The organism is Bacillus cereus G9842 (assembly GCF_000021305.1).
Taxonomy (GTDB): domain Bacteria; phylum Bacillota; class Bacilli; order Bacillales; family Bacillaceae_G; genus Bacillus_A; species Bacillus_A thuringiensis_S.
In genome coordinates, this window is sequence record NC_011772.1 from 2,696,694 (window position 1) to 2,721,418 (window position 24,725).

Sequence of the window (24,725 nt, forward strand, 5' to 3'; positions counted from 1 at the left end):
ACTCCTTACGTTAAATCATTTCTATGTTAGCGAGAGTATGGATTCTCTCCATACTCTTTTCTTTGTTGTTCGTATCATATTCCTGCTAAATTGACCTAGCAAGTCTAAAACCGAGATCTTCTATATGAAATGTGGGATGGCTTCGGCGACGACAAGTAGCGCCGCAACCTCTCGCTGCCTCCGCCCAACTACCTCCACGAAAAATGCGGTATGATCCGTATACTTTTTCATCATACAAATCATAGCACCATTCCCAAACGTTCCCTAGCATATCATAAAGTCCCCATGCATTCGGTTCCTTTTGGCCAACGTCATGAATTTGTCCATTTGAATTTTCATTATACCACGCTATATCAAGAAGTTTCCCGTATGTATATCCGGTTGTACTTGCTTTACATGCATATTGCCACTCTGCCTCAGATGGTAATCGGTAGCCATTCGAATCTAAATTAAATTTCACAATTTGACCAACATCACTAATAGAATAATATTCTTTTAATCCCGCTATTTTTGAAAGTACATTACAAAACGCAATGGCATCGTTCCATGAAATATTTACAACTGGTTTATGATTTTTTTCAAAATTATTTAATGTACTATTTGTAATAGCATCATATAGTTCCATTGTTACAGCATACTTTGCAAGAAGAAATGGTTGAATTTGTACTAGCCATTCTTTTTTTATTCGATCATCTCTTAATACTACCTCTCCAGCTGGAATATTGACCATTAATGAATCGATTAGTTGAATTAAATCGTTAGTCATTTTCTATTCCTCCAAACGTTCATTTTATATGAACTTATAGTCATATACTCATTACAAAATACAATTTTCAAAAAGCGTTAAATTTTTCATAATAAAAAACGATTAGTTTTATTAAACTAATCGGTAAGATCCACAAAGAATTTTTGTGTTACATTCTATTATTATATGTGCTCTAAAAATTTCCGAACCTCATTTGGAGATTTTAAAACAATAACCTTTTTCTCTTCGGGCAATTGCTCTAACTCTTTTAAAATTGTAGGTCGTTTAGCATTAGGATATTCCCATATCCATTTAAAAAATTGCAAATCAAATCTTTCTTCACACCCCGCGCCCATATCTGGTCTTGTTTTATTTCGGTATTTTACAATTCTTTTAAAAGCACGATAAATACAAATTGTTCTATGAATATCAAGGAAAATAATTGTATCAGCTGCATTCAGTCTGATACCCATCGTCCCGCCATAATTCCCATCAATAATCCACTTCTCATCTTTAATTAAGTTATTTTGAACTGTTATTTGTTCTTCTCTCGGAACACCTTCCCAATTCGGTTTCCAAAATAATACATCAAGATGATGCACCTTAATATTTAATTTATTTCCTAACTGTCTTGCTAGTGTAGATTTTCCTGAACCACCAGAACCAATTAATATTATTTTTTTCATACCTTTACGATACCTTCTATAACTTCTTCAATATCTTCCTTATTAGCAAAGATCCAGAAGAACATTTCTTCATTTAACTTTAATAAATCTGGTAACTGGACAAAATAAGCAATAAAGATAATTTGAATTGAAAGCATAACATACCAAATAGCTTTTAGTTCTTCTTTCGTTAAATCATTTTGTTTATAATAACCTTCAAAGACTTTGCTAACGATATGTAACCATTTTCCTCTTAATCTTTCATCACTAAATACCTCGCTTAATACACTTGTACAGCAATAACATATATCAAATATTTTTACATTATTTTCTAAAATATCGAAATCTATAAACCCTTCCAGTTTATCATCTTTAAAGATTACATTTGATAGATGCATATCACGATGAATAATTTGTCTCGGTAATGGATGGACCGTTTCCTTGAAATCTGTGTGCATTCGCTCCATCTTTTGAATTACCTCTCGATGAACATACTCATTCTTTTCTAAAATTGGTATAGCCCATTCAAATACCGTCTTATATAAATTTCTTTTTATTAACTCATGATCACTATTCACCGAATATAATGCTTTGTGCAGATTAGCTATTTCTTCTCCAATTGTACTTGCTAGCCTTTCCAGCTTATCCGTATCTTTTATTTCTAAAACACTTCCGGCAACATACTCATATAAGCAATAATATTTTTCTTTATATAATACATATTGTTCATCATTTTCTGTCTTTACTACTCTCTGTACTTTAATTCCCTTTTCATACAGTTGATCCAAAACATCGAATTCAACTAGAAGTTGGTCTATCGATCCCGTTCTCTTTAAAATATACTCTTTATTCTTGCATATAACCTTCGCTACTTTTGGTTGCATTACAGTAGCTGTGACATGTTCATTTTGAAACCAAAACTTTGCAATTTCCAGTGCTTGTTCCATTTACAAATACTCCTTTTACAATTCTTATTTCTTCCGAAAAATAACCTCACACAGTATTCCCACTCCAACACCAATTGTATAAGCCACTAAATCACTCCACAAAAAACCGTATCCCAACACGAGTCCACCCAAAGTCGTTGCACGCATGCTATCTATCCATTCAGCATGATACAATTGGCTCACTTCAATCCCGTAGCAAAACATTAAACTAATAAAAGACAACTTCTTCGTCTCTGTTTTAAGAAACAAAAATCCAAAGCCAGTGAAAATCATTAATGCCCATAAAGCATCGCCTAAGTAATCATTTAATAGATGTGGTAGTGCAAAAGAAAACTTCCTTGAGCTAAGACCTAAAATAATAACAACTATAGTAAATAGTGCATATAATACTCTATTTCGTTTCGTATTCATTTTAAAGTCTCCTAATATATAATGTATAACTGTAAATAGCTAGTAAAATAAAGTTATTTTACTAGCTACTTATTAGTTGCTTTTATGATAAGAAAATGTGGATTCATATTTAGATAATAATATGATTTTTCGTCTACTTCTTTCATCTTTTCAACTGCCTTCGGTTCCACTATCTCTTCTAATACAAAATAATTTGTAGTTTCATTTATTATGTCTTGTAGTGACCTTCTGAAAAACTTGACTTCAATAGTAATATTCGGTTTAACCCAAGTATCTATTAATAACTGTTTTTCAAAATAATTTTCACATGGAAACTTTGTGAAATCCATAAAAGGATGATGAATAGAATAAATAAGTTCTCCATCTGGCTTCAGTACACGACGAAATTCTTGAAATACTTGATTCCAATTTTCTAAGTAATGAAGAGTTAACGAACTTACAATCACATCATACGTACTATCTTCAAATGGCAATGTTTCTTGCAGATCATGACAAAGGAACGTTGCTTCTTCTCCTATATTTTCTTTTGCTGCTTTTACCATTTCAGGACTTATATCAATTGCTGTAACATTTGCTCTTCTTCCTATGAATTGAGAAGTATACCATCCAGCTGCACATCCAGCATCTAGTATCTTTTTTCCTTCTAGTTCCTTTGGAATAAGCTCCATCATCGCCGGTCTTTCATAATAACTGTTATATGGATTTGCGAAATCTAGATTTTCTTTATATGTACTCGCTAATTTATCATACGTATCTTTAATCGAATCTTTCATTACACACACTCCTAATACATATTAATTCATTAACTCCTGCTGCTTTTTCTTTGAAAATGATTGTAGTACTAAATCATACGACCAATCAATCATTTTATTTATTTGCTCCTGTTCTATACCCTTACGAATATAAACGGTATTCCAATGTTTTTTATTCATATGATACCCTGGAATAATTGTTTCTGGATAATCTTCTCTTATTCTTAATGCGACTTCTGGATCACACTTCAATGTAATCGCAGCTTTTTCACCTTCTTCATGATTTACTATCGCAAATATTTTATTATTAAGCCTCATACATGTTGCACTCCAACCATCTGGAGAATCTTCTGTCGCTTTTCTTTTCGATAAACAGTACGCTCTTGTTGCATTCATTTTAATTGGCACCTCTTATTCTTTCCCTGTTTGATTACGATGCATCACAATTTGCTTCGTTGCTTGAAATTGTTGCTCACCATAAAACTTTATTAGCTTCTCTCCGCAAAATAGACTAACAATATCAATATGAGATATTTCTCGAAGTAATATTGTAAGCATCTTCTCTCCAATACCTTTATTTCTTACACTCTCATGTATGACAACATCTTCAATGTATGCTCGAAAAACACCATCAGAAACGACTCTAGCAAATCCAATTAATTCATTTTCTTTCCATACTCCAATTGCTATACTATTCTTTAACATTATTTCAATATCGACTTCTTTTCTTTCTGGCCACCAACCGACAGAATCATAAAGTTTTTTTATTTTTTCTGCACAGACTGGTTGTTCTTGTTGCAATTTATACGTGTACATATGCTTTCTCCCATCAACCAGTATACATAATATTATTATCCCGCTATTTGCCGTGCAGTAAGACCCCACCTCAAAATTCAGCAAAAGCAAAGAAGTTTGGTGGGATCCGGCTACCCGTAAAACCCCCACTGATTAAAGTTTCACTTTATAATCTCTTTTCAAAAAAGTGCTGACTATGACCTTTCGGGTGATCTTCAACGACACCATACTCCCTGTAACCATGCTTTTTATAAAATTCTGGTGCTTGGAAACTAAATGAATCTAGCAATATTAATCTACACCCTTTTTCCTTCGCAATACCTTCAATTTCATGTAAAAGTTGGCTACCATAACCGTCATGACGAACTGATTCATCAACCCATAAAAAGTCGATATGAAGGTGATAAAAATACATCGTACCTGTTACGCCACCAAAAATTTTTCCTTCTTCATTTTTTACTACGAGGCTTACTTCTTCCATCGTCTGTCTTGCCTCATCTGTTAAGATGGACATATTATATTGAATAACTTTATTTTTAATATATTCTCCTTCAGTGCGTGTACCGTTCTTTATATGTTTCATATATATTGCTTCCTTTCAGCTCAGTAAGCTACATTTTATTTTTTCTCTTTAAAATACTAATACATACGAATCCACCATATGTAACAAAGCATGAAAAGCCAATTATCCCTGGTACAGAGACATAGCCTATCCTTATGTAACTTATAACTGCGAAACAAGTGATAGACAATAAAATAGATGGCCAAAATATAAGAGCTGTTTTTCTTCGCCCTCGTTTCGATTTACTTTCTTTTCAGAAACACGTGTACCAAAAAGCAATACAATACAAATAAGGATTGCTGCAAAGTAAATTGTATCTAATGACAAATTGTGATTAGATAGTGCGATTCCAACTTCAAGAGCAATAATTGTTAAAATTAAAATAATGATTGTTGAAGTCTTTAAGTTTCTTTTCAACCGCTCACTCCTAGCATGTTTTCACTATATTCTTTGTATATGTACTTTAAAACTACTGCAAAAGCTTCATCTACCTCTTTATTTTCACGTCGATTCGGTAAATCTTTTCCCCCAATCACATAAAGAAGCGGAAATTCGTTAAACATTCCTATTATACCAATATTTATTGTAGCTGTGAGCAATCCACCTGTCATATGAGCTAAATGATAATATGGGATTTCTTCATACTCTCCTTGTTGTCTTACCATGCCACTAATAATTGGTTCCCATAATTCTGGTTCTGATTTATAACCTTGAAAGGTTTGTATCAAAAGGGCAAGAACTTCATTTAAGTCTCCAATATTTTTCTCATCTCTAGCATTCTCTTGTATATGAATTTTTGAAAAGTACGTTTGTACATACATTTTCACAGCATCCCATCCACCACAGTGCATTACAACTGACTGTGCAACGTAACTATCATGACAAGCTATCATTACCTCGACCGCTTGACTAAGTGTTAAAGAAGTTCTTCCTTGTAAATGCGGATATAACTGCGTACTATCTTCATGCGGATTAAATTTAATGTGATGAAGTATATCATTCCAATTATGTTTATTTTCCTTCACCATTTGTGCTACTACAAATCCAATAACTAATTTTGCTGCTGATGCTAACGGAATATTTAATTCACTATTATATGAAGCAACTATACGATTGTTTTTTGTAGAATAAATTTCCATTCCCACATAATTAGATTGTACCTCTTTTATTTTATTTATGACAGTTTCCATTTCCATCCCTCTTTTTATATCGTTATATTAACTTCTAATAATTCAATATTGAATATAAAAAACCTTTTCATCAGCTATTAAAATAAGAAAAAGGTAGCATGAATTTTTTCTTGCTACCGAAAAATATTTATTCTTCTATAGGATTTTCAGGACCGTTAAGCTCCAGCTGATAAAAAGCTAAATCTAGCCATTTATTAAACTTATAACCAGCTTTTTTTATTGTCCCTGCATGAACAAATCCATAGTTTTGATGCAAGGCAATACTTTTCTCATTCTCTGCATCAATTCCAGCAATTAAGGTCATATACTCTCGTTCCTTCGCAATTTTAATTAATTCTTTCATGAATAAAGACCCAATGCCATTTTTTCTATATGTCTTATCTACATACACAGAATGTTCAACTGAATATTTATAAGCAGGCCACGCTCTAAATGGGCCGAATGTCGCAAATCCTACTACTTTATTATCTAATTCGTATATAAAAATTGGATACCCTTCGGCCTTTTTTTGTTCATACCAATCTATTCTATTTTCAAGGGTTACAGGTTTATACGCATATACAGCTGTTGTATAAAGTATCGCATCGTTATAAATATCTAAAATGTATGCTAAATCTCTTTTCGTTGCTTCCCTTATCATTGTTTTCTTCCTTTCATCATGTTCATCTTATTTCACTATCTTTTTAATAGTTTTATTTTACCGAAATTTCCGATTTTTATCTACGTACGAATACTATCTTTTCGGAAACCATCAAATATATTTATTGCAGCAGATAACGTATAGAAGAAAATTCCTCCCCCAATGAGCCACGTTTTAAACTCCTCTGTGGAAATAGTAAATGCATTTGCCAAATACGTAATAAATCCTGTGTTAAATAAATGTGGATTTACTACAATTACAATGAATACTATCGTCCCAGCTACTTGAAGAATAGCATTTCCAATCGCCAATCTTTGCGTCCATTTTCCTTGCACTAATTTATAAAGGGATATACCTATTTCAAAAACGATCATAATTACAACAATTGGCCAGTACTGCAGTAAAACATCTTGATTAAAAGTTGGCGAGACAAACTTCAGTCCATTTTCCGTACCATTGTATACGCCAACGAGATGATTCGCATAGAAGTAAAGTGTAGCCCATATTGCCGTCCACATTAGACCTCCAAACACTTCAAACTTTGAGATCGCCTTTTTCTTCGGGATATACGCAATATTTTTCAAATCATCTGGCGTCCATTTTTTTAAACTTGTTGTTAATGGTTGTGGGTCCTTTTCTTTATCCGTTCTTTCTATAACAGCAAACACAACTGTCAGCCAGAAAAATACTTGGAAACCTACTTCAAACGTTCTTCCAATGCCTTCACCTATCAATTTTAAAATAACATTTAATACAGCCTGATCACCACTATAACTAATAAAATTTTCTGCAACCATTGAAATAAGCGCAATTACAACTGCGATTGGTAAGATCATTTTTAATAATGTCATATATACATCAAAATAACGTGGTCCAATTAAATGCATTGGTCTATCCAAGTACCCATTAGCTAATGCAACTGGACTTCCCAATTTTTCAAGAACTCTTTTTTCATCATCTTCATTATAATCATCCGGTAACATATCCTCGATTGTTGACCGTAGTTCAAGAATAATATCTTCACGATTTTTTTCAGGTAATCTCTTCGCTACTTCCTCGACATAAATATCAATTAAATTCATTCTTGTCCTCCTTTAATAAGTTATAAAGTTCCTTCGAATCCTTTATCCATTCCTTTTTTAACTGCAAAAATATCTCTAATCCGTATTCACTTAAAACGTAATACTTACGCGGTCTACTCTCCGTTTTATCCCAACTACTCGTCACTAGCTCTTGCTTTTCTAATCGGCGAAGTAGTGGATATAAAGTACTTTGATCGATTGTGATCCCTGATTTCTCCAATAATTGGACAAGTGAATACCCATACTGCGGTGTTCTTAACTGGCTTAAAACCGCTAATGTTAATGTTCCTCTTCTTAGTTCAGTAATTAACGAATTTAATAAAGCATCCATTCACTCACCTCTTTTCCATTACTATATGTCATACAGTATATGTTTTATACTATGTATCGTACAGTATTAGTGTGATAAAAACAATATTTTTTACAAAAAAACGGATAATAAAACACACTAACTATATGATTTGCGCTTTTCTCACTAACATATATAACATACTTATCTTTTTTAATCAGTGGGGGTTTGGTTCATTCCCCACTGATTATCAGCCCTCACCAATCGAGCTGTCTGTTAATGCGGGATAAACTCTCCGTTTTCTTTATGCAATGGAACAACCTCTACAATCGCCTCAACATTAATTACTCCGTAAACATGCGGATATTCTTGACCGTTAGAAGCAAGTTCATATTTTACTTCTGCTTTTAATAGGGCTGGATCAATTGTAAGTAATAAAACATCTTCTTCATGCTTGAAATATTTTTCTGCAACTTTTAAAGCTTGATCTACTAATGAACAATGAATAAATCCCTCTTCTATAAGTGAATCTTCATTAATTTCTCCAATTATTTTTGCGATTTCCCAATTACTTTTCGTAATTACTTTTGTAATCATAGTAACTCTCCCTTTTTAATTTATGTAATGATATAATAACACTAAATTTTCAACACGTTCTTAATAGATTGGGGGACTTATAATACATAAACCTCACACTGCATTACAAACCATTATTATAAATATGAATACAAATGAACATTGGCATGATTTTATTTGTTACTGTCAGCATCGCGAAGCGGGACTTCGAAAATTAGCTTATAAACATTTAGAGACATTTATTTCAAATGCAAAGAAATGGGAATCAAAAGATCAAGAAGAGTTTGCCATTTCGCTGTTTACTATTTTAGATGCATTAAACGAAAAAGATGAGGTCTTAACTTTCTCACTAAATAGTTTTCTAATTGATATTCTATATAGATGGACAGAAAACAATCCGATTGATTCAAGACCTTTTAGATGGATAGGAATTTATATGGACTCTAGCAATAAAGAAGACGATTTAGAAAAATCCCTTCGAAAAGCGATTGAATTAGGTGGTTATACCGAACAAAAAGCCATGATATACCTAGTTTCTAATTACATCAATACTTTAGAATTTGGTACAAATGAATTCCCTTCAGGTTATTGCGGAGATTTAAGCGAATGTATAGAAAAACTTCCCTATATGCTGCAATTAATTAATAGAATTCAGAATAAGAACATAAAGAAGCTACACATTGGTCAAATACAAGTACAACTACAACTACACCTTATTCTAGATTGGTTAAAACATACACAAATTCCAGTAGATGCCGTTCGTATACGGGAAAAAGGACAAACTAAGGAATTAGAAAAGGTCATTGTATATTATTTATACAACAGCTCAAGTCGTTAATTCATCTTGTACAGAGATAATGAATTTGTTTAAAAAACGCCAGTCATGTTATTCAAAAATCGGGTTATATAACGGAATAAATTATTGTAAAAATTAGAAACATTTGAAATAATCGTTATTAAGTTGAAGCAGAGCGAATGCAGAAAAAGGTGATACGACTTTTTCTTACTTAAGAATCGCGAAACAGTTAAAAATTTTAATTAATTATATTCCGAAAGGGTGTGTGTAGTATCTTATCAACTAATGTTTTTACTTATAAATCTAAGGATGGAAAAACAGTAATAATTAGAGAAGCTAAAGAACAGGATGCAGAAAGAATACTAGATTCTGCTTCAAAAGCTTTAATAAACGCTCCATACACGCTAAGTACGGTTGAGGATGTAAAAAAGGTGCGTATCGATGCTATTCAAAAAACGTTAAAAGCTTATCATGAAAATCCAAATTATGTACAGTTTATTGCTGAAGTTGATGGTAAGTTAGTCGGTGCAATAGATTTTAAGAACGGAAACAAAGAAAAAATTAGTCATCAAGGGGCTTTTGCGATGACCATACTACCTGAATATCGAAATTATGGTATTGGAAGAGCTCTTCTAGAAACGTTAATCAATTGGGCTAAAAATAACAGTAAGATTGAAAAAGTTTGTCTTGAGGTAATGGAAGATAATCTAGGTGCAATCCAGTTATATAAGAATCTAGGCTTCTTTGAAGAGGGTAGAAAAGCAAAGGGTGTAAAATTGGATGATAGCTATCAAAATTTAATATTAATGGCTTTATTCGTTTAAAATTGAACATTATTCAACAATGGGCGATATTGTTGAATAAAACTTAGATTTTCAAACGACTTTATTGTTATATTTTTAAGTACAGTGAAGTATCTTATATCGAAAATTAAATAACTATGTTTTAACCCCGTCCTAAATTTAGAGCGGGGTTATACTTGTTTTAGGTTTTAAAATTAAATAACTTTATTGTCATTTTACACATCTACCATTTCAATATAAAAAAGAGGATTTTCATACAGTACTAGAAAATCCTCTTTTTATATTTATCCCACATTAGCTTGCAGTAAAACTCCCCACTGATTATAGTTTCACTTTATTTTAATCCTTTAATTAAAGGTGACGCTTCCCCACTATGGAAAATCCATAAATCATGAAGTGATCTCGTACATCCGACATATAGTAACTTTGCATCATGTTTTGTGTTTTTGTAATGTTCTTCATCCACATCAATTAAAAGCACCGCATCAAATTCTAAACCTTTCGCTAAATAGACAGGTACTACTGAAATACCACCTTCATATTTACTTTGATCTGCTTCAATAACGTTTACAGCCAATCCTGCTTTTGTTAATTTCTCATATATATCGCGGCATTCATCGTCTGTTCTTCCTATTACCGCAATGGTTTTCACATCTTCGTTTTGTAGATGTTTTAACGTCTTCATAATCTCATTAAATTGATCTTCTGCATGGATTACCTTAACATCTTCACCACTGCGAAAAACTGGTGTTGCGAGCCCAACTGGAATCTCTGCATTTTTAATTATTTCGTTCGCAAATTCTATAATTTCTTTTGTAGAACGATAACTTCTCGTCAGTTCATAATAACCTGTTTCTTGGAATACTTCTTTAAAAGCACTCCAATCTTCAATTCCTTGATAATCATAAATTGCTTGAGATAAATCACCTAATATAGTAAAAGAATTACCTAGTGTAATTTCTTTTAATACATAAACTTGGAATGGTGGAAAATCTTGCGCTTCATCAATAACGACGTGATGGAATTTCTGTCCGATTTCAATACCTGTTATGCGGTGATGTATGTAAATTAAAGCTGGTAAATCTTCTACATACACTTCTTTTTTACGACAACTCTTTTCAGTTTCTTTCACAAGTTCTTCAGGCAATACTTCGAGTATTTCTTTACTTTTCAATATTGAACTATATAGTGAAAGTGGGCTCATTTTCGGCCAAAACTTCATATAAGTGTTCAATCTCTTTGTCGCTTCTTTTTTTAATAATTTCTTCTCGTTTGTTTCTCCATACTTTTTCAGTTCAATTTCAATCCAGCGCTTCATTCGGCCGACTAATTTTTCTCTTCTTTTCTTTAATGGATAATGTTTATATTCAACTTGCATCCATTTTTTTATGTCTTCTACTGGAATAATAGCTTTGTCCCATGCCTCAAAATCACTTGTTGGTATTAATTCATTTTCAAATTGAATCATTCTCTCTTCAATAAAGAACTTAAATTCCAGTGTACCTTTCAATTTACCGAGCATAACCTTTTCTTCATCACGATTAATTGAAAATGCTTCTTTCAATTTTTCTTCTGTCTGCTTTAGTTTCACTGAATCATCTAACGTGCGTAATGCCCAATCCGGAAACGTTGTTTGACTAATATTCCCTACACCTAATTCAGGAAGTACACTCGAAATATAGTCTAAAAACAGACTATTCGGCGCAAATACGATCATTCTCTCAGCTTCTAGCTGCTCACGATATTCATAAATCAAAAAAGCAAGGCGATGTAAAGCAATTGTTGTCTTTCCGCTCCCTGCAACCCCTTGAATTAATAATGGCAAGTTTCTTTCCGCACGAATAATATCATTTTGTTCCGATTGAATCGTTGAAACAATATCCTTTAGTTTATTATCTTTATTCTCACCTAATCGATATAGAAGAAAATCATCGGCATGTGATACATCTTCATTTCCTTTTACATATGTATCAACGACACGTTCAAGTTCTCTTTTTCGAATAGAAATGTTTCGTTTTAAATACACATCACCTTCTACTAACCCATCTGGTGATTGATAAAATGCTAATTCTTCTCCACCGGTAAATGAATAAAACATACTTGCGACAGGTGCTCTCCAATCAATAATGATTGGTTTCATCGTGTCCATATCCGAAACCCCTACTTTTCCAATATAAATCGGCATAGCTGCTTCTTTACCATCTTCCTGAAAATCTAACCTTCCAAAGTACGGCTCTTGCACACCAATACGTAAATTTTGTCTATTAGACTCTCTCATACTTTCAAGAATTTGCTCCTTAAAATCTTCTCCATAATAAACTGGGATTTTTTCAAGCTTATCCAATTGCTCATCCATCGTATGCAAAGTATCCTTCATTTTTTGTAACTCATCTTCAAATATGTTGCTCATTTCGACGATTCCCTCCTGTCCGTTCTAATTTTTCAGTCGAAGTATCATTGTATTAAAAATCCAATCATAAAGTCAATAGTTTCTATTTAAATTTTCCGAAAAAACTTACTTTTCATCTTTCTAATTTAAAAAGAATATGCAACATTTAAATCACACAACTACACATATATTAAATTGATGTATACAAAAACGACAATTATTCACACAATAAAAGTAAAAAGAGTAAGGATTTAATCCCTACTCTTTTTTACTTTTATTCGATATGATAAACATTCATTTAAAGAGGATCGCTCTTTATATTTCCCAGCTTCAAAATCATGCGCTCCTCCTGGGAAAATCCCAACTATACTTAAATGAGCCTCGGCACATAAATTACTAATCTCACCTACAGCATAGCAGCGTAAAGATTGTGTCACGATATCATTTGAAGAATCTATTTCCCACCAATGGTCTAGCATTCTTGCATTTTCACTATCATATTCATACTTTCGCATTGCAGAACCTATCGGCATTTCTTGTCCATTGGCCTTTTCCCAATATAACGGTTGATAAATATCAATAAGTGCACATCCATCATCCATCATCCAATTTTTAATTCGTTTTAATAGAATCAATTGTTCCTCATCTGTTCCTACACCAAATCCGTCTAAATAAATAACAACATCAAACTTTTCTTTAAAGTTAATTTTATAAAAATCGGCGCAATGAACCTCAATATCATTAGTAGCATGTTCTTTTGCAAACATAGCTAACTCCGGTACAAGCTCAACAGTAGTCATTTTTACATTCAAATTAGACATCGCCCTTGCAAATCCGCCATTTCTAGCTCCTAGTTCTAACATCGTCTGAATTGGATATCCAACTTGTTCTTGCACTTCTTTAGCAACTTCCTGTAACCAATTTTCATTATTTATATCATAGCTTATTAGTTCAAATTGTTTTTTATAAAATTCTTTTACATTTAATTCGTTCATTATTATTCTCCTCCTGCAAATTATTTTTCTGTTACAGGTGAGAAACTAAATTTCTAATGCCCATGAAAAATCCTCCTTTTGATTTCCCTATATTTACAATTCATCAAAATAATAAGAATTTTGAAAGTGAAAGTATAAAAAATAGATAATGGATTATTCCACTATCTACTCTTTAGCTACTTTTATTTTTCTTTTTGATACTCCACCCAGTCACCAGAATCAATAACTTTCAATATCATCTTTTTATCTTGAGCGATATACACATATGCTTCTATTTCCCTATCAGCAACATATACTGTTTGCGTGATTCGATCATATAAATCGGTCTCCGCATTACCTGTATATTCTTCTAGTTCATCTAACTTACACAATATCTCATCATTTACTACATAAACTTCTCCATACACCTTTTCTTCAATCGAATAAGTCATAGCCGGATATCCTTCATTCGTATCAAATAATTTTCCATATGTCCAAGCTCTGTCTGCAATGCACGTTGCACCTAACATATAATGAGCATTCGTTTGTCCTCTTCTTAACGTGCCATAAACGAAAACATGATACATAAAATCTTATCCCCTTTATATGTCTCTACTTTCTTATTTGTAAATAAGCACGAATCATAAAGTAACTCACTTCATTCGGAAGCTGTTCTTTAATAGATTTCAGACCACCCTCAGCATTTTGAACGGCAGTTTCAATAAGAGATTCATACTCTGCTGGAACAAAACTTTGCCACTCTACTTCCATTCCATCCTCGTAGCAGCGAATTAAATGGTTTTCGATTGTTTGTCTTGATAAGTTACGTTCTTTTGCAATCTCATTCAAATCAATACCTTGTTTATACATTTCATACGTTTCTAAATGAGAATTTGCGGACGCTTTTCCTGACTTTTTACGCTCTGCAACTACTTCTGTCTTAATCGTTTCAGCGTAATTTGGATTTTCCTCAATAAAATGCTGAACTGCTTGTAAGAAGTGCGAGCCATATTTCACAAGTTTGTGTTCTCCGATACCTTTTACCGTCAACAATTCGGAATCACTTTGCGGCATTTTCACGCACATATCTTTTAATGTTTGGTCAGAGAAAATAACGAACGGAGGTACACCTTCTCCTTGTGCAATTTCTTTACGTACTTCACGAAGCACTTCAAATAAAGGATGGTCTTGTACAATTTGTCTTGTCTCTACTCGTTCTTTTCGTAAAACATTCTCTTTACCAAGTAATACTTCTTTCCCTTTTTCTGTTACTTTTAACGTCGGATAAGTGCCATGTTCAACTGCAATTAACTCATCTGAAATTAAAAACTCAATAAACTCACTGACCTCTTTTACACTACGGTTCGATAAAAGCCCATACGTTGGTAAAGTATGAAAATTAAATTCAATAACTTTCTTATTTTTCGACCCCGTTAATACTTGCGCTATCATTTGCTTCCCAAAGCGTTGGTTCGTTCTAATCATGCATGATAAAACCATTTGTGATTCCCTTGTCACATCAATGCTCTCGCGATCGTCTGTACAATTACCACAGCGTCCACAATCTTCTTTCGGTTCTTCTCCAAAGTATTGCAAAATGAATGATTGTAAACATTGTTCTGTATGACAGTAATCGGTCATATTTTGCAATTTTTCAAGTTCATTTGAAAAACGTGATTCTCCAGTTGATTGATCAATTAAAAAACGCTGTACTTGTACATCTTGAGAAGAATATAACAATATACATGTACTATCTAATCCGTCACGACCAGCACGTCCTGCTTCTTGATAGTAACTTTCCATATTTTTTGGAAGCTGATAATGAATTACGTAACGAATATTCGATTTATCAATACCCATCCCGAATGCAGATGTTGCTACCATTACACTTACTTCATCTCGTAAAAAGAGTTCTTGTTGCTCATTTCGATCACTATCACTCATACCAGCATGATATTTTGATACAGAAACTCCAGCCTTCATTAAATCTTCATATAACTGATCGACTACTTTTCTAGTAGCTGCATATATAATCCCAGATTCCTTTTGATTTTGACGAATATAATCCGCCAAATATGCATTTCGATCTTGCCCTTTAATGACAGAAAACGATAAGTTCTCACGCTCAAACGTTGTCATAATTGTATTTTCTTGATTAATTTCAAGTGTGTTACAAATGTCCTCACGTACTTGCGGTGTTGCTGTTGCTGTTAATGCTAATACGAGCGGTTTTTCTGGAAGATAATCTAATATGCGATGTATATGTAAATAACTTGGACGGAAATCATGTCCCCACTGTGAAATACAGTGTGCTTCATCAATCGCAATCATAGGGATTTTCATATCGATAAGTTGGTCAACAAACTCCATCGAATCAAGACGCTCAGGCGCGACATAAAGTAATTTGTAATGTCCTTGTTTCGCTAATTGAATTCGCTGATTTGCTTCGGCAATAGAAATAGAACTATTAATATATGTAGCTGAAATGCCATTCTGTACCAATGTATCTACTTGATCCTTCATAAGTGATATTAAAGGCGATATAACCAACGTCGTTCCTTCAAATACTAATGCCGGAATTTGATAACAAATCGACTTACCGCCACCCGTTGGCATAATACATACTGTATCTTTCCCATCTAGTACATTTTTAATTGTTTCATCTTGTCCTCTTCGAAACGAAGAATAACCAAAGTAGGACGCTAAAAGTTCTTGTGCTTTAGTAAACAAAAAAGAGTCACCTGCTTTTCTTTATCTTTCATCTACTTCTATTATATCAATCACTTATGCGACTTGAAAGAGATGAATAGATGCTTATTATTTTTTCATTATTCTATGTTTCTCCACCTATTTAATATGAATTAGCATCCATGTTTTATATGTTTTACAACATTTATAACGTAAATCCAGTAAACATGAAGAAAGAGTTTCAATTTAAATATTCATTTTATTTCCCTTTCTTGAATACTACTAATCGTATACATATAAATTCAGGAGGTTTCTATATGAAACATCATAATATGAGTTCCATCACGGCAAAAAAGAAAACAACACAACTCCAATTCTCTAATAATGATGCGTGGAAATATGAATCATACTATAAGTACCAACCATTATTCTCTTATAAAAAGCTTTTTAATTTTCTTTCTCAACTTTTTAGATGTTAATATATGCGCAAAAAATATATCATTCGCAGAATTTTTCTCAATATTAAATGTATAGACTTACTACAATTCAGTTGTTACCATATATAATAATCTGTTGGATAAACCCCTTAAGTTGATCTGCTTATATTAGCAGGTCTTTTTCATGATTACTTACTTCTACACCTCAATCTCACTTCCAAGTCTTTTTTCCATTTTATAACCATATTTAAATCCCAACAATTAATGATAATCATAAATTGTTGGGATTTTAATTGTTCACATATAATTATGCAATTCTTCTTTCTCAATACACAAAACACATTTTACTTGTTACTATGAAAGTACTCCAGATGAGTTTTTGCTCATCGACATTATCTAGTTAATGGGGCCTGCCGCGGGAAGCAGGTCTCTTTGACTTTATTAAGGTCCCAATTTCATTTGGACACATTTACCAGGTTTTTTCAAAAGAATTTTATGATAACATTACGTAGTCGAGTCCGACATCTCGGCAATACCCTTTTGAGGGTCTGTAACTTCCCTTGCAGACCCTCTTTTACTTTATATTCAATTTATTCATATATACCACAAGATCATTCACCTAATTTCTCCAATTCAAAATTCCCTAAAAATAATCTAGGACACGTAACTAAACATAAATCTATATCATACTTTGAGTTATACATGTTCAAAGGAGTGTTACTATTTATGTATTCTTATTGGCAATCGTATTACTCCCCCTACCATAACCCTTATGTAAACTATGATTTATCTGTACGTAACTACCGAATTAGTAAAAACGAGAATTTTTTAAAAGGGTATATGCGTTCTTTATGGGAACAACACGTCGCTTGGACGAGATTGGCTATTATAAGTATTGTATTTAATTTACCCGATGTTAACGTTACTGTTGGACGACTTCTACAAAACGCAACACATATGGGACTATCACTTGAACCATTTTACGGTGAAGATGCAGTAAAAAAATATAGTGCATTAATTAAGGATCACTTAGTCATTGCAGCAGATCTTGTTAAAGCCGCAAAAACTGGTGATCAAAATGCAGCTGCCGCTATAGAGAAAAAATGGTACGCTAATGGTGATGAAATCGTTGAGTTTCTTAATAACATCAACCCATATATAGGAAAAGAAGAATTCCGAAAAATGTTTTATGAACATTTAGCACTAACGAAAGCAGAAGCACTTACTTTCCTAAATAAAGATTATGAAGCAGGAGTACAACTTTACGATAAAATTGAAAAAGAAGCATTAGAAATGGCCGACATGATAACAAACGCAATCGTAAAACAATTCCCACAAGTATTTCAATAAAGTGAAATGTTAATCAGAGTAGGTATTACTACTAAGTAATACTTGATAAAATAAGTCGATTCCCAAACATAAATCGGCTTATTTAACTTTCTCTCCATGATATTTCACCTCTCCTCTTTACATTTAGCTTATATCGATATATTTTATTAATATCCGTTTTTTATAGGAGGAAATAGTTTGATTAACGCGATTGGGCTCGTTTTTATACTTACAAATAAACACGAGAAAAAAAAGAAAGTTTACCTAAATGAAAAATTTGCACTAATAGATATTATTGATTCTAAAGAAGTATTTGATGATGAAGGGAATCCTTTAGTAGAACTAACATGTAAATACAGTATATATTTAGATGAAAAATATTACTGTAAATCTCTCGATGATTATACTGGACAAGTATTTCCTTTCTTAAGTGCAAAAATAGGAAAAGGTCTTCTAAGAAACTTAAACTACTACTTTTCTTACGTTGATGCCTATGATAAGAAACCACCAGTTAAAGAAATAAGACCGCTGATGAAACAAGTAACTAACAGATAGCGAAACATACAAAAAAGGAAAGCATCTAGCTCTGGATGTTTTCTTTTTTATTGAAAACTCATTCATTCTCATCCTCTTCTAAAAGTATGTATCCAAGCATATTTTAAATTAAAAACATTGGAGGATTAGACTGAATGAAATACTCAGAAACAATTATAAGTAAACGACTTCGAATGCTTAAAATGACGGGTATGTTTTTCATGCTAGTATTAATAGCATGGATTGGATATACAAAATTACTTTATGAAAACGGATTTCTTCAAGAAAAAAAGAATTCAGTAGAAGTAATGAATACTAGCATTACAGGAGAAATAGAGCAGCTTTTTCATATAAACTTGCAAGGTTATCGAAAAACAAACCTTGATGCTGTTATAGAAGCAAGTAAAACCGATCCAAGCGAACTATCCCTAATTGAACTGGTCAACAAATCCTGCTCGCGAGATTGCATAGGTGAGCCAGTAACATATGTAAACTCAAACAATGGATATATCTTTTATAAGGAATCTAATGGAACTAATGTAGCTATAACGGTTAAAAAGAAAGACACATGGGTAATTGTAAAGAAATCTGTTCAAGATGGAATATAACCACCCTAAAAAAGAGTACGTATCGTACTCTTTTTTATTATTAATACCCTTCATCTTCATCTCTACAATGGCATTTCGGTTTTGTTTTACAATGACATTTTTCACACTCACATTTCGGTTTCTCTTTGCAACAACATTCGTGAAAATCACTGCGTTTACATCTACATCTCCCAAACATTAAATTATCCCAAAATTTATTACAATTTCGGGAATGCCCACAATGACAAGTATTCCCCATGGATATGCTTCCTCCTTAATAGAATTCATCATATTCTATGTTTGAAAGTATACAAAGGCTTGTTTATTAGTCTATTTTCTCCATATTATAACTAGATTTAGAAGATTACATAAAAATAAAAAGCCGTCACATGACGGCTTTTTATTTAGCAAACTACTCTTTTGTATAAAAAAATTTAATTCCTTTCGTATCTAACCAAGCCGTTACTTTGTCCAGTTCGTTCCCTTGACGATAATCTGTCTCGAAATACACAAGTCCTTGGTTATTTCCGAGAGATATTATTTTAGAAGTATATCCAAGCTTATCCATCATTTGAATCATGTCAGGAATTAAATTTACACCAAATTCATAAGTAACTACTTTGTTATATTTATTCACTATAATTCCAACCCCTTCTTGTTTCTTTATTGGCTCAACAGTTTGATTTATAAACCAAGCTAACGGTTTATTTCCAATTAGCTCATTTAAATCACATTTTCCGATACCAGCTACATTCCCTGTTTCTGTGTATTGCCAAATATCACATGGATACGCCGGTTTGTTACCACCATAACGAGGAATCCATACAAAATCAGAATTGACATTTGCCATTCCAAATGGAGCATACATATGATGAGCAATATATAAACCGACCTTCTTAGCTCCTAATCTACGTAATTCATCAATAAATGCTTGTGCACCCGCTCTCATATCATTCATTGTTTTTACTTCTACGTCAGCTACCCAAACTGTGGCATTTTTTTCACCACGGTTCCAAAAGTCTCTTGCTTCTATCCGTGCATCCTCTACTGAAACGAAACGACAGAACGCATAATTACCAAACGGAATATTTCTTACTTTCATTGCTTGTACATAATTATTATATAAAGGATCAACATAAGTTGAACCATCTTGCACACGTGCAATTACGAAATCTAATTGTGGGGCTGCGATATCCCAGTTAATATTGCCATTCCATTTTGAAATATCTACAATGTAACCCATTATTCATCATCTCCTTTTTTATTATCATATTCAGAGATTGTATTTTTTGCTCTTATCCCTTAAACAATCAAGTCAGTTTTTTAATTAGCAGTAGAGATTTTGTATTCATTGATAATGATTTAAAATTTAACTTATGTATCGAAAAATAGAATATTATTATAGATTTAAAAGATGATTATTCAAAAAAACTAAAGTATATAATTAAAACCACCTTTTTGATAGGTGGTTTTAATTATATACATTGTCCATATTTGTGGTTACATAGTATATTATCGTGAGCCATTAAAATAATAAAAGCCAACTTGTATTTTTAACCCACTGATTAAAGTTTTACTTTATCTCACATACTCATAGTACCACTTACGCGCATCTAACCAAGCTGTAAATTTATCGATATTTCCAGCTGGATAGCCATTCGTTATAGCATAACCAATGCCATCTTTCTGAACGACAATTTGTCCATCAATACCCGCATCAACCATCGCTTGAGCCAAAGCTTGTAAATTACTAAATGCTACACCGCCAGTTTTTACTTTGAGCAAATCCACTGTACCTCCTCCAGTTTGTCCTGTAAGAGCAAACACAATAGAATTAGCGATTTTATCAACATTCCATTTTGCCATGTCAGATTCATTATCAATAAATCCTAATTCTATAAGAATAGCAGGTGCTTTCGTCCCATTTAATACCGCTAAATCTGTACGCTGTTTTGCACCTCGATCACGCCATCCAATATCTTTTGCTAGTTGAGCTGAGATTTTAGCCGCCAAGTCTTTCTGATCATAATACAGAACCTCAACACCCTGTCCATTTCCATCGCTTGCATTAAGATGAAAAGAAATAACTAAATCCACAGCATGGGAATTGCTTTTACGAATGATATTATTTAAATTTTGTGATTGAGTTGTTCCTACCTCGTCCGTATCGTCATAAACCGTGTGTCCTAAGGCTCTTAACTTAGCCGCCACGGCATCTTTAACTTGCCTATCCAGAACGTGTTCTTTCCGATTCCCGAAATTAGCACCTTGAACAATACTATTATGTCCTCCGTGCAAACTATATCTAGCCATTATTCATCAACATCTCCTTTCTTAATATTCTATTCAAAACTTGTCTTATTGCTATTCCCACTTACAATCTTAACTGTACCCATACACCCTACATTTTCTAAAATTGACGGCACGAACAAAAAAGCATCACCCTTTCGGCGATGCCTAAGCTCCCTAAATAAATAGAGTTTAAAATCACTGAAACTTCACCTATATTTCCTCCCCTTCCTTCACAGCTTCTTTCAACCTCTGCAACATATACCCAATCCCTTTACACCCCTCTAGCGGATATGTAATCATTTCTTCTGGATATAACTTTGTCACTACTTTTTTATGCTTTTTTCCTGCTAGTAAGACGATTTCGTCAAACTGTAATAAACTTTTATCTACCAACTGTTTTTGTAATTGCTCTATACTTATTACCTCATCGCTTTTTGAATCAAATGCAAGATCATAGTTTTCTAATACAATATCATTTGGTCTTAAAAATCCATGTTTCGCTGATAATATAACCCAGTTTTCGAAAAACATAGTTGCGTATGCCTGACATGCTTTTCCGAACGGACTAATATATACATCTTTTGCTTCCATCGGTCCGTAGTTTGAATGCTTATCCCAAATTTTCTTTTTTCCACAAGGAATTATACATAGCCTTTTCATATATATTTCTACTCCCTTTACTTCTGTAAATAAAATTCGTTATTTTGTACATTTTTCTCTCGAAATACTATATAATAATTCCGAAAGCTAAAATTACACATTTTACCATATACGTACTATGGATCACTCTCATTGCAAATATTATAATACCATAAAAATTTTTGCTTTTTTTCTTCAAAATATTAAATATAAATTTTAACATAAGGATGTATAGATATAATTAAAAAGGAGGTTCATAAAAATGAAAAATATTATCCCTGCACTATTAGTCTATTTTATCGTTTGCGTTATTTCCGTTATCATCCCAGCATCTGAAGGCTATAATTATGTCGGCTGGAAGTTATTTGTTGGGCAAGTGTATGCGATACCTATTTTCTTCATTACTGCGATAATCACATTTTATATAAACAAGAAAAAATCTTACGAATAAACGATTATAAGGATAGCTAACGCTATCCTTATTTTAATTCGTTAATCAAATCTAAAATAGCCCTTGCAGTACTTTGTATCCTTTCTTCCGAAAAGTCAAACGCAACACCTGTATTTATATATATTTCCTGTATAGGTAAATTCCAATCTGAACTCGCTCCCTCTTTAAAGAAAGCAATCGCTTGTTCCTGATTCTCTCGATAAATTTGAAACAATTGCATCGCTCCTATTTGCGCAATTGCATATTCAATTTTATAAAAAGGAAACTGAACAAAGTGAAATGACTCGAACCAATTTCATTCTCTACTCCTGCAATATCAACTGATGAATATTGATACCTTTTACATAGTTCAATATATTTCTCATCTCGCTCTTCTGGTGAATGGTTTGGATTTGTATAAAGCCAGTGCTGGAATACATCTCCTGAAACTGACGATATTAATAACGATAAAGTACGATATAATTGAGCTTGCTGTACTTCTTTATAATCATCCTCTTGCGTATAAAAAATATTAAGCTTATCCATTAATAGTAATTCAAGACTAAGGGAATAAAGTTCCGCCACCTCTTCACGAAGGTATCTTTCCTGCATACTACTTTCATTGTTAAATTGTTTATAAAAGTGAAATGCATGCCCCAATTCATGTATTAATGCATGAATCGCATAAAATGAAAAACTAAAATTAGAATAAACAAAAACGTCTTTACTATGAGATAAGGTAAAGCAAGCAGCTCCTGGTGCTTTATTTTTCCGTTCTTGTACGTCAATTAATCCCGCTTTCCTTATATGAGTAAATTCCTCATGAAAACATGAATCTGTCTTCCGCAACATTTCTTCAATTCCATCCAATAAATTAATATAATTTTCAAATGAATATTTTTGCAAATTACAAGGAGCAAGATCCCAGGGACGATACGTTTTTACATCAAGATTCTTTTTAAGAAAACTTCCTAACTGTTTCCAAATTGGTACAACACACTTTTCTATCGACTCATGAAACTTAAAACAATCTTCAATACTGTAATCTCTATTTTTTTGTTTAAAGGCATACTCACTATAATTATTAAATCCTGCATTTAATTTTCTGTTTTTTAGAGATAAAAAAGGACAAGTAGCCAATCTGACTACTTGTCCTTGCTGTTTATGTGTACTCAATAAAATTAAGCTTGGAATGCTTCTGTTAATACTGGTACGATTTGTTTTTTACGAGATACAACACCTTTTAATGTAGCTGTGTTGTTTTCTAGTGATACGTTGTATGCTTTCTCAACAACGTTTGCTGCTTTACCGATCGCAAGACCGACAGAATCGTTAGTTAAGATATCAGTTACAACGAATAAGAATAGGTCTAAACCTTTTTCTTCTACTACTGCAGAAATTACTTTTTCAAGTTCCGCTTGGTGTACAAGAACGTCGTTTGTATCAACAGCGTTTACTTGTGCGATTTCAACTTTCGCATTACCCATTTGGAATTCTTTAGCGTCAAGAGAGATTAATTGCTCCATTGTTTTTCCGCTTAAGTCAGCACCAGCTTTTAACATTTCTAAGCCGTAGCTATCAGCATCTACACCAGCGATTTCCGCTAATTCACGAGCAGCTGCTACGTCTTGTTCTGTGCAAGTTGGAGATTTGAATAGTAAAGAATCTGAAATAATTGCAGATAACATTAAACCTGCAACTTCTTTACGAATTGTAACGCCATTTTCTTTGTACATTTTGTTTAAGATTGTAGCTGTACATCCAACTGGCTCACAACGATAGTATATAGGATCGCTTGTTTCAAAGTTAGCAATACGGTGATGGTCAATAACTTCTAACACACGAACTGATTCGATATCGTTAGCACTTTGTTGACGCTCGTTATGGTCAACTAAAATAACGTTGTCCACTTCGCTTGCTACTGTCTCAACAAAACGCGGTCCTTCTACTTTAAAATAGTCTAACGCAAATTGAGTTTCACCGCTGATTTCGCCTAAACGTACAGGCTCAGCATTCATTCCTAATTCTTTTTTCAATTCTGCATAAGCAATTGCAGAACAAATTGCATCTGTATCTGGGTTTTTATGCCCGAAAACTAGTACTTTTTCCATGTTTTCCACCTCTTCATGAAAAGGATATCTTAAAGAAGCAAATATGACAATATTTAAAGCAT

The 24,725-nt window shown here is 32.9% G+C and carries 27 protein-coding genes and 2 pseudogenes; 6 read left to right on the forward strand and 23 right to left on the reverse strand.

The window, feature by feature from the left end:
• Window positions 1-85 precede the first annotated feature (85 nt).
• The 14 genes and pseudogenes from BCG9842_RS13495 to BCG9842_RS13560 all read right to left on the reverse strand — a co-directional run bounded on the left by BCG9842_RS13495 (window position 86) and on the right by BCG9842_RS13560 (window position 8,675).
• The gene (locus BCG9842_RS13495) at window positions 86-766 is read right to left on the reverse strand and encodes a formylglycine-generating enzyme family protein (RefSeq protein WP_000180350.1); all 681 of its coding nucleotides are present in this window, start codon (window positions 764-766) and stop codon (window positions 86-88) included.
• Between the two features lie 161 nt (window positions 767-927).
• Window positions 928-1,431: a DNA topology modulation protein gene (locus tag BCG9842_RS13500; protein WP_000720571.1), complete on the reverse strand. Its 504-nt coding sequence runs from the start codon at window positions 1,429-1,431 to the stop codon at window positions 928-930.
• The gene (locus BCG9842_RS13505; RefSeq protein WP_000434085.1) at window positions 1,428-2,357 is read right to left on the reverse strand and encodes a phosphotransferase enzyme family protein; all 930 of its coding nucleotides are present in this window, start codon (window positions 2,355-2,357) and stop codon (window positions 1,428-1,430) included. The genes BCG9842_RS13500 and BCG9842_RS13505 overlap by 4 nt, the downstream gene beginning before the upstream one ends.
• Window positions 2,358-2,381: 24 nt before the next feature.
• A complete protein-coding gene (locus BCG9842_RS13510; RefSeq protein WP_001093452.1) occupies window positions 2,382-2,768 on the reverse strand; it encodes a ribosomal maturation YjgA family protein in 387 nt (128 codons plus the stop codon).
• Window positions 2,769-2,833: 65 nt separating this feature from the next.
• A complete protein-coding gene (locus BCG9842_RS13515) occupies window positions 2,834-3,541 on the reverse strand; it encodes a class I SAM-dependent methyltransferase (protein WP_000655259.1) in 708 nt (235 codons plus the stop codon).
• A gap of 21 nt (window positions 3,542-3,562) precedes the next feature.
• Window positions 3,563-3,916 carry an MmcQ/YjbR family DNA-binding protein gene (locus BCG9842_RS13520; RefSeq protein ID WP_000994625.1) on the reverse strand — a complete coding sequence of 118 codons (354 nt, stop codon included), beginning with the start codon at window positions 3,914-3,916 and terminating at the stop codon, window positions 3,563-3,565.
• Between the two features lie 15 nt (window positions 3,917-3,931).
• Window positions 3,932-4,336, reverse strand: a complete 405-nt coding sequence (locus BCG9842_RS13525; RefSeq protein ID WP_000288981.1) for a GNAT family N-acetyltransferase — start codon at window positions 4,334-4,336, stop codon at window positions 3,932-3,934.
• Between the two features lie 145 nt (window positions 4,337-4,481).
• On the reverse strand, window positions 4,482-4,898 hold the full coding sequence (locus BCG9842_RS13530) for a GNAT family N-acetyltransferase (RefSeq protein ID WP_000680538.1): 417 nt from the start codon (window positions 4,896-4,898) through the stop codon (window positions 4,482-4,484).
• 28 nt (window positions 4,899-4,926) lie between these two features.
• A pseudogene (locus tag BCG9842_RS13535) lies at window positions 4,927-5,294 on the reverse strand (hypothetical protein).
• Window positions 5,291-6,067 (reverse strand): serine hydrolase, encoded by a 777-nt coding sequence (locus tag BCG9842_RS13540; RefSeq protein ID WP_000450757.1) that lies wholly within the window; start codon window positions 6,065-6,067, stop codon window positions 5,291-5,293. Before BCG9842_RS13540 ends, BCG9842_RS13535 begins: the two are co-directional and overlap by 4 nt.
• A gap of 127 nt (window positions 6,068-6,194) precedes the next feature.
• Window positions 6,195-6,707 carry a GNAT family N-acetyltransferase gene (locus BCG9842_RS13545; protein ID WP_000617519.1) on the reverse strand — a complete coding sequence of 171 codons (513 nt, stop codon included), beginning with the start codon at window positions 6,705-6,707 and terminating at the stop codon, window positions 6,195-6,197.
• Between the two features lie 80 nt (window positions 6,708-6,787).
• Complete coding sequence (locus BCG9842_RS13550) at window positions 6,788-7,789, reverse strand: HAAS signaling domain-containing protein (protein ID WP_001048844.1); 1,002 nt, start codon at window positions 7,787-7,789, stop codon at window positions 6,788-6,790.
• Window positions 7,776-8,120 carry a PadR family transcriptional regulator gene (locus BCG9842_RS13555; RefSeq protein WP_000339346.1) on the reverse strand — a complete coding sequence of 115 codons (345 nt, stop codon included), beginning with the start codon at window positions 8,118-8,120 and terminating at the stop codon, window positions 7,776-7,778. Before BCG9842_RS13555 ends, BCG9842_RS13550 begins: the two co-directional genes overlap by 14 nt.
• Window positions 8,121-8,354: 234 nt before the next feature.
• Window positions 8,355-8,675: a DUF952 domain-containing protein gene (locus BCG9842_RS13560; RefSeq protein WP_000629079.1), complete on the reverse strand. Its 321-nt coding sequence runs from the start codon at window positions 8,673-8,675 to the stop codon at window positions 8,355-8,357.
• Window positions 8,676-8,799: 124 nt separating this feature from the next.
• Here BCG9842_RS13560 and BCG9842_RS13565 point away from each other — a divergent pair, with 124 nt between their 5' ends.
• Both BCG9842_RS13565 and BCG9842_RS13570 read left to right on the forward strand, forming a co-directional pair.
• Entirely contained in the window at window positions 8,800-9,492 is a 693-nt protein-coding gene (locus tag BCG9842_RS13565) for a hypothetical protein (RefSeq protein ID WP_001095279.1), read from the forward strand.
• A gap of 221 nt (window positions 9,493-9,713) precedes the next feature.
• A complete protein-coding gene (locus BCG9842_RS13570; RefSeq protein WP_000337120.1) occupies window positions 9,714-10,274 on the forward strand; it encodes a GNAT family N-acetyltransferase in 561 nt (186 codons plus the stop codon).
• A gap of 313 nt (window positions 10,275-10,587) precedes the next feature.
• Here the strand turns inward: BCG9842_RS13570 and BCG9842_RS13575 are convergent, their stop codons facing one another.
• The 4 genes from BCG9842_RS13575 to recQ form a co-directional block, all read right to left on the reverse strand.
• The gene (locus tag BCG9842_RS13575) at window positions 10,588-12,663 is read right to left on the reverse strand and encodes a HelD family protein (protein WP_000065163.1); all 2,076 of its coding nucleotides are present in this window, start codon (window positions 12,661-12,663) and stop codon (window positions 10,588-10,590) included.
• Between the two features lie 230 nt (window positions 12,664-12,893).
• Window positions 12,894-13,637 (reverse strand): SAM-dependent methyltransferase, encoded by a 744-nt coding sequence (locus BCG9842_RS13580; RefSeq protein ID WP_001004295.1) that lies wholly within the window; start codon window positions 13,635-13,637, stop codon window positions 12,894-12,896.
• A gap of 182 nt (window positions 13,638-13,819) precedes the next feature.
• A complete protein-coding gene (locus BCG9842_RS13585; protein WP_000274901.1) occupies window positions 13,820-14,203 on the reverse strand; it encodes a gamma-glutamylcyclotransferase family protein in 384 nt (127 codons plus the stop codon).
• Window positions 14,204-14,228: 25 nt separating this feature from the next.
• Complete coding sequence (gene recQ, locus BCG9842_RS13590; protein WP_000494275.1) at window positions 14,229-16,346, reverse strand: DNA helicase RecQ; 2,118 nt, start codon at window positions 16,344-16,346, stop codon at window positions 14,229-14,231.
• 1,121 nt (window positions 16,347-17,467) lie between these two features.
• On the opposite strand from recQ, the gene BCG9842_RS13595 reads away from it, so the two are divergent.
• From BCG9842_RS13595 to BCG9842_RS13605, 3 genes are all read left to right on the forward strand, one after another.
• Window positions 17,468-18,091, forward strand: a complete 624-nt coding sequence (locus BCG9842_RS13595; protein ID WP_000287734.1) for a hypothetical protein — start codon at window positions 17,468-17,470, stop codon at window positions 18,089-18,091.
• Between the two features lie 177 nt (window positions 18,092-18,268).
• Entirely contained in the window at window positions 18,269-18,625 is a 357-nt protein-coding gene (locus tag BCG9842_RS13600) for a hypothetical protein (protein WP_000606231.1), read from the forward strand.
• A 134-nt stretch (window positions 18,626-18,759) separates the two neighbouring features.
• The gene (locus tag BCG9842_RS13605) at window positions 18,760-19,212 is read left to right on the forward strand and encodes a hypothetical protein (protein WP_000877576.1); all 453 of its coding nucleotides are present in this window, start codon (window positions 18,760-18,762) and stop codon (window positions 19,210-19,212) included.
• Between the two features lie 391 nt (window positions 19,213-19,603).
• On the opposite strand, the gene BCG9842_RS13610 is transcribed toward BCG9842_RS13605, so the two are convergent.
• The 3 genes from BCG9842_RS13610 to BCG9842_RS13620 form a co-directional block, all read right to left on the reverse strand.
• Window positions 19,604-20,434 carry a GH25 family lysozyme gene (locus BCG9842_RS13610; protein WP_000540625.1) on the reverse strand — a complete coding sequence of 277 codons (831 nt, stop codon included), beginning with the start codon at window positions 20,432-20,434 and terminating at the stop codon, window positions 19,604-19,606.
• A gap of 335 nt (window positions 20,435-20,769) precedes the next feature.
• On the reverse strand, window positions 20,770-21,504 hold the full coding sequence (locus BCG9842_RS13615; protein WP_000135285.1) for an N-acetylmuramoyl-L-alanine amidase: 735 nt from the start codon (window positions 21,502-21,504) through the stop codon (window positions 20,770-20,772).
• 189 nt (window positions 21,505-21,693) lie between these two features.
• On the reverse strand, window positions 21,694-22,143 hold the full coding sequence (locus BCG9842_RS13620) for a DUF6884 domain-containing protein (RefSeq protein ID WP_000824878.1): 450 nt from the start codon (window positions 22,141-22,143) through the stop codon (window positions 21,694-21,696).
• A 241-nt stretch (window positions 22,144-22,384) separates the two neighbouring features.
• On the opposite strand from BCG9842_RS13620, the gene BCG9842_RS13625 reads away from it, so the two are divergent.
• Window positions 22,385-22,573 carry a DUF4017 family protein gene (locus BCG9842_RS13625; protein ID WP_000789485.1) on the forward strand — a complete coding sequence of 63 codons (189 nt, stop codon included), beginning with the start codon at window positions 22,385-22,387 and terminating at the stop codon, window positions 22,571-22,573.
• 28 nt (window positions 22,574-22,601) lie between these two features.
• Here the strand turns inward: BCG9842_RS13625 and BCG9842_RS13635 are convergent.
• Window positions 22,602-23,662, reverse strand: a pseudogene (locus BCG9842_RS13635) (M3 family metallopeptidase); the annotation flags it as partial.
• 71 nt (window positions 23,663-23,733) lie between these two features.
• Window positions 23,734-24,663 (reverse strand): manganese-dependent inorganic pyrophosphatase, encoded by a 930-nt coding sequence (gene ppaC, locus BCG9842_RS13640; protein ID WP_000416871.1) that lies wholly within the window; start codon window positions 24,661-24,663, stop codon window positions 23,734-23,736.
• Window positions 24,664-24,725: the final 62 nt, after the last annotated feature.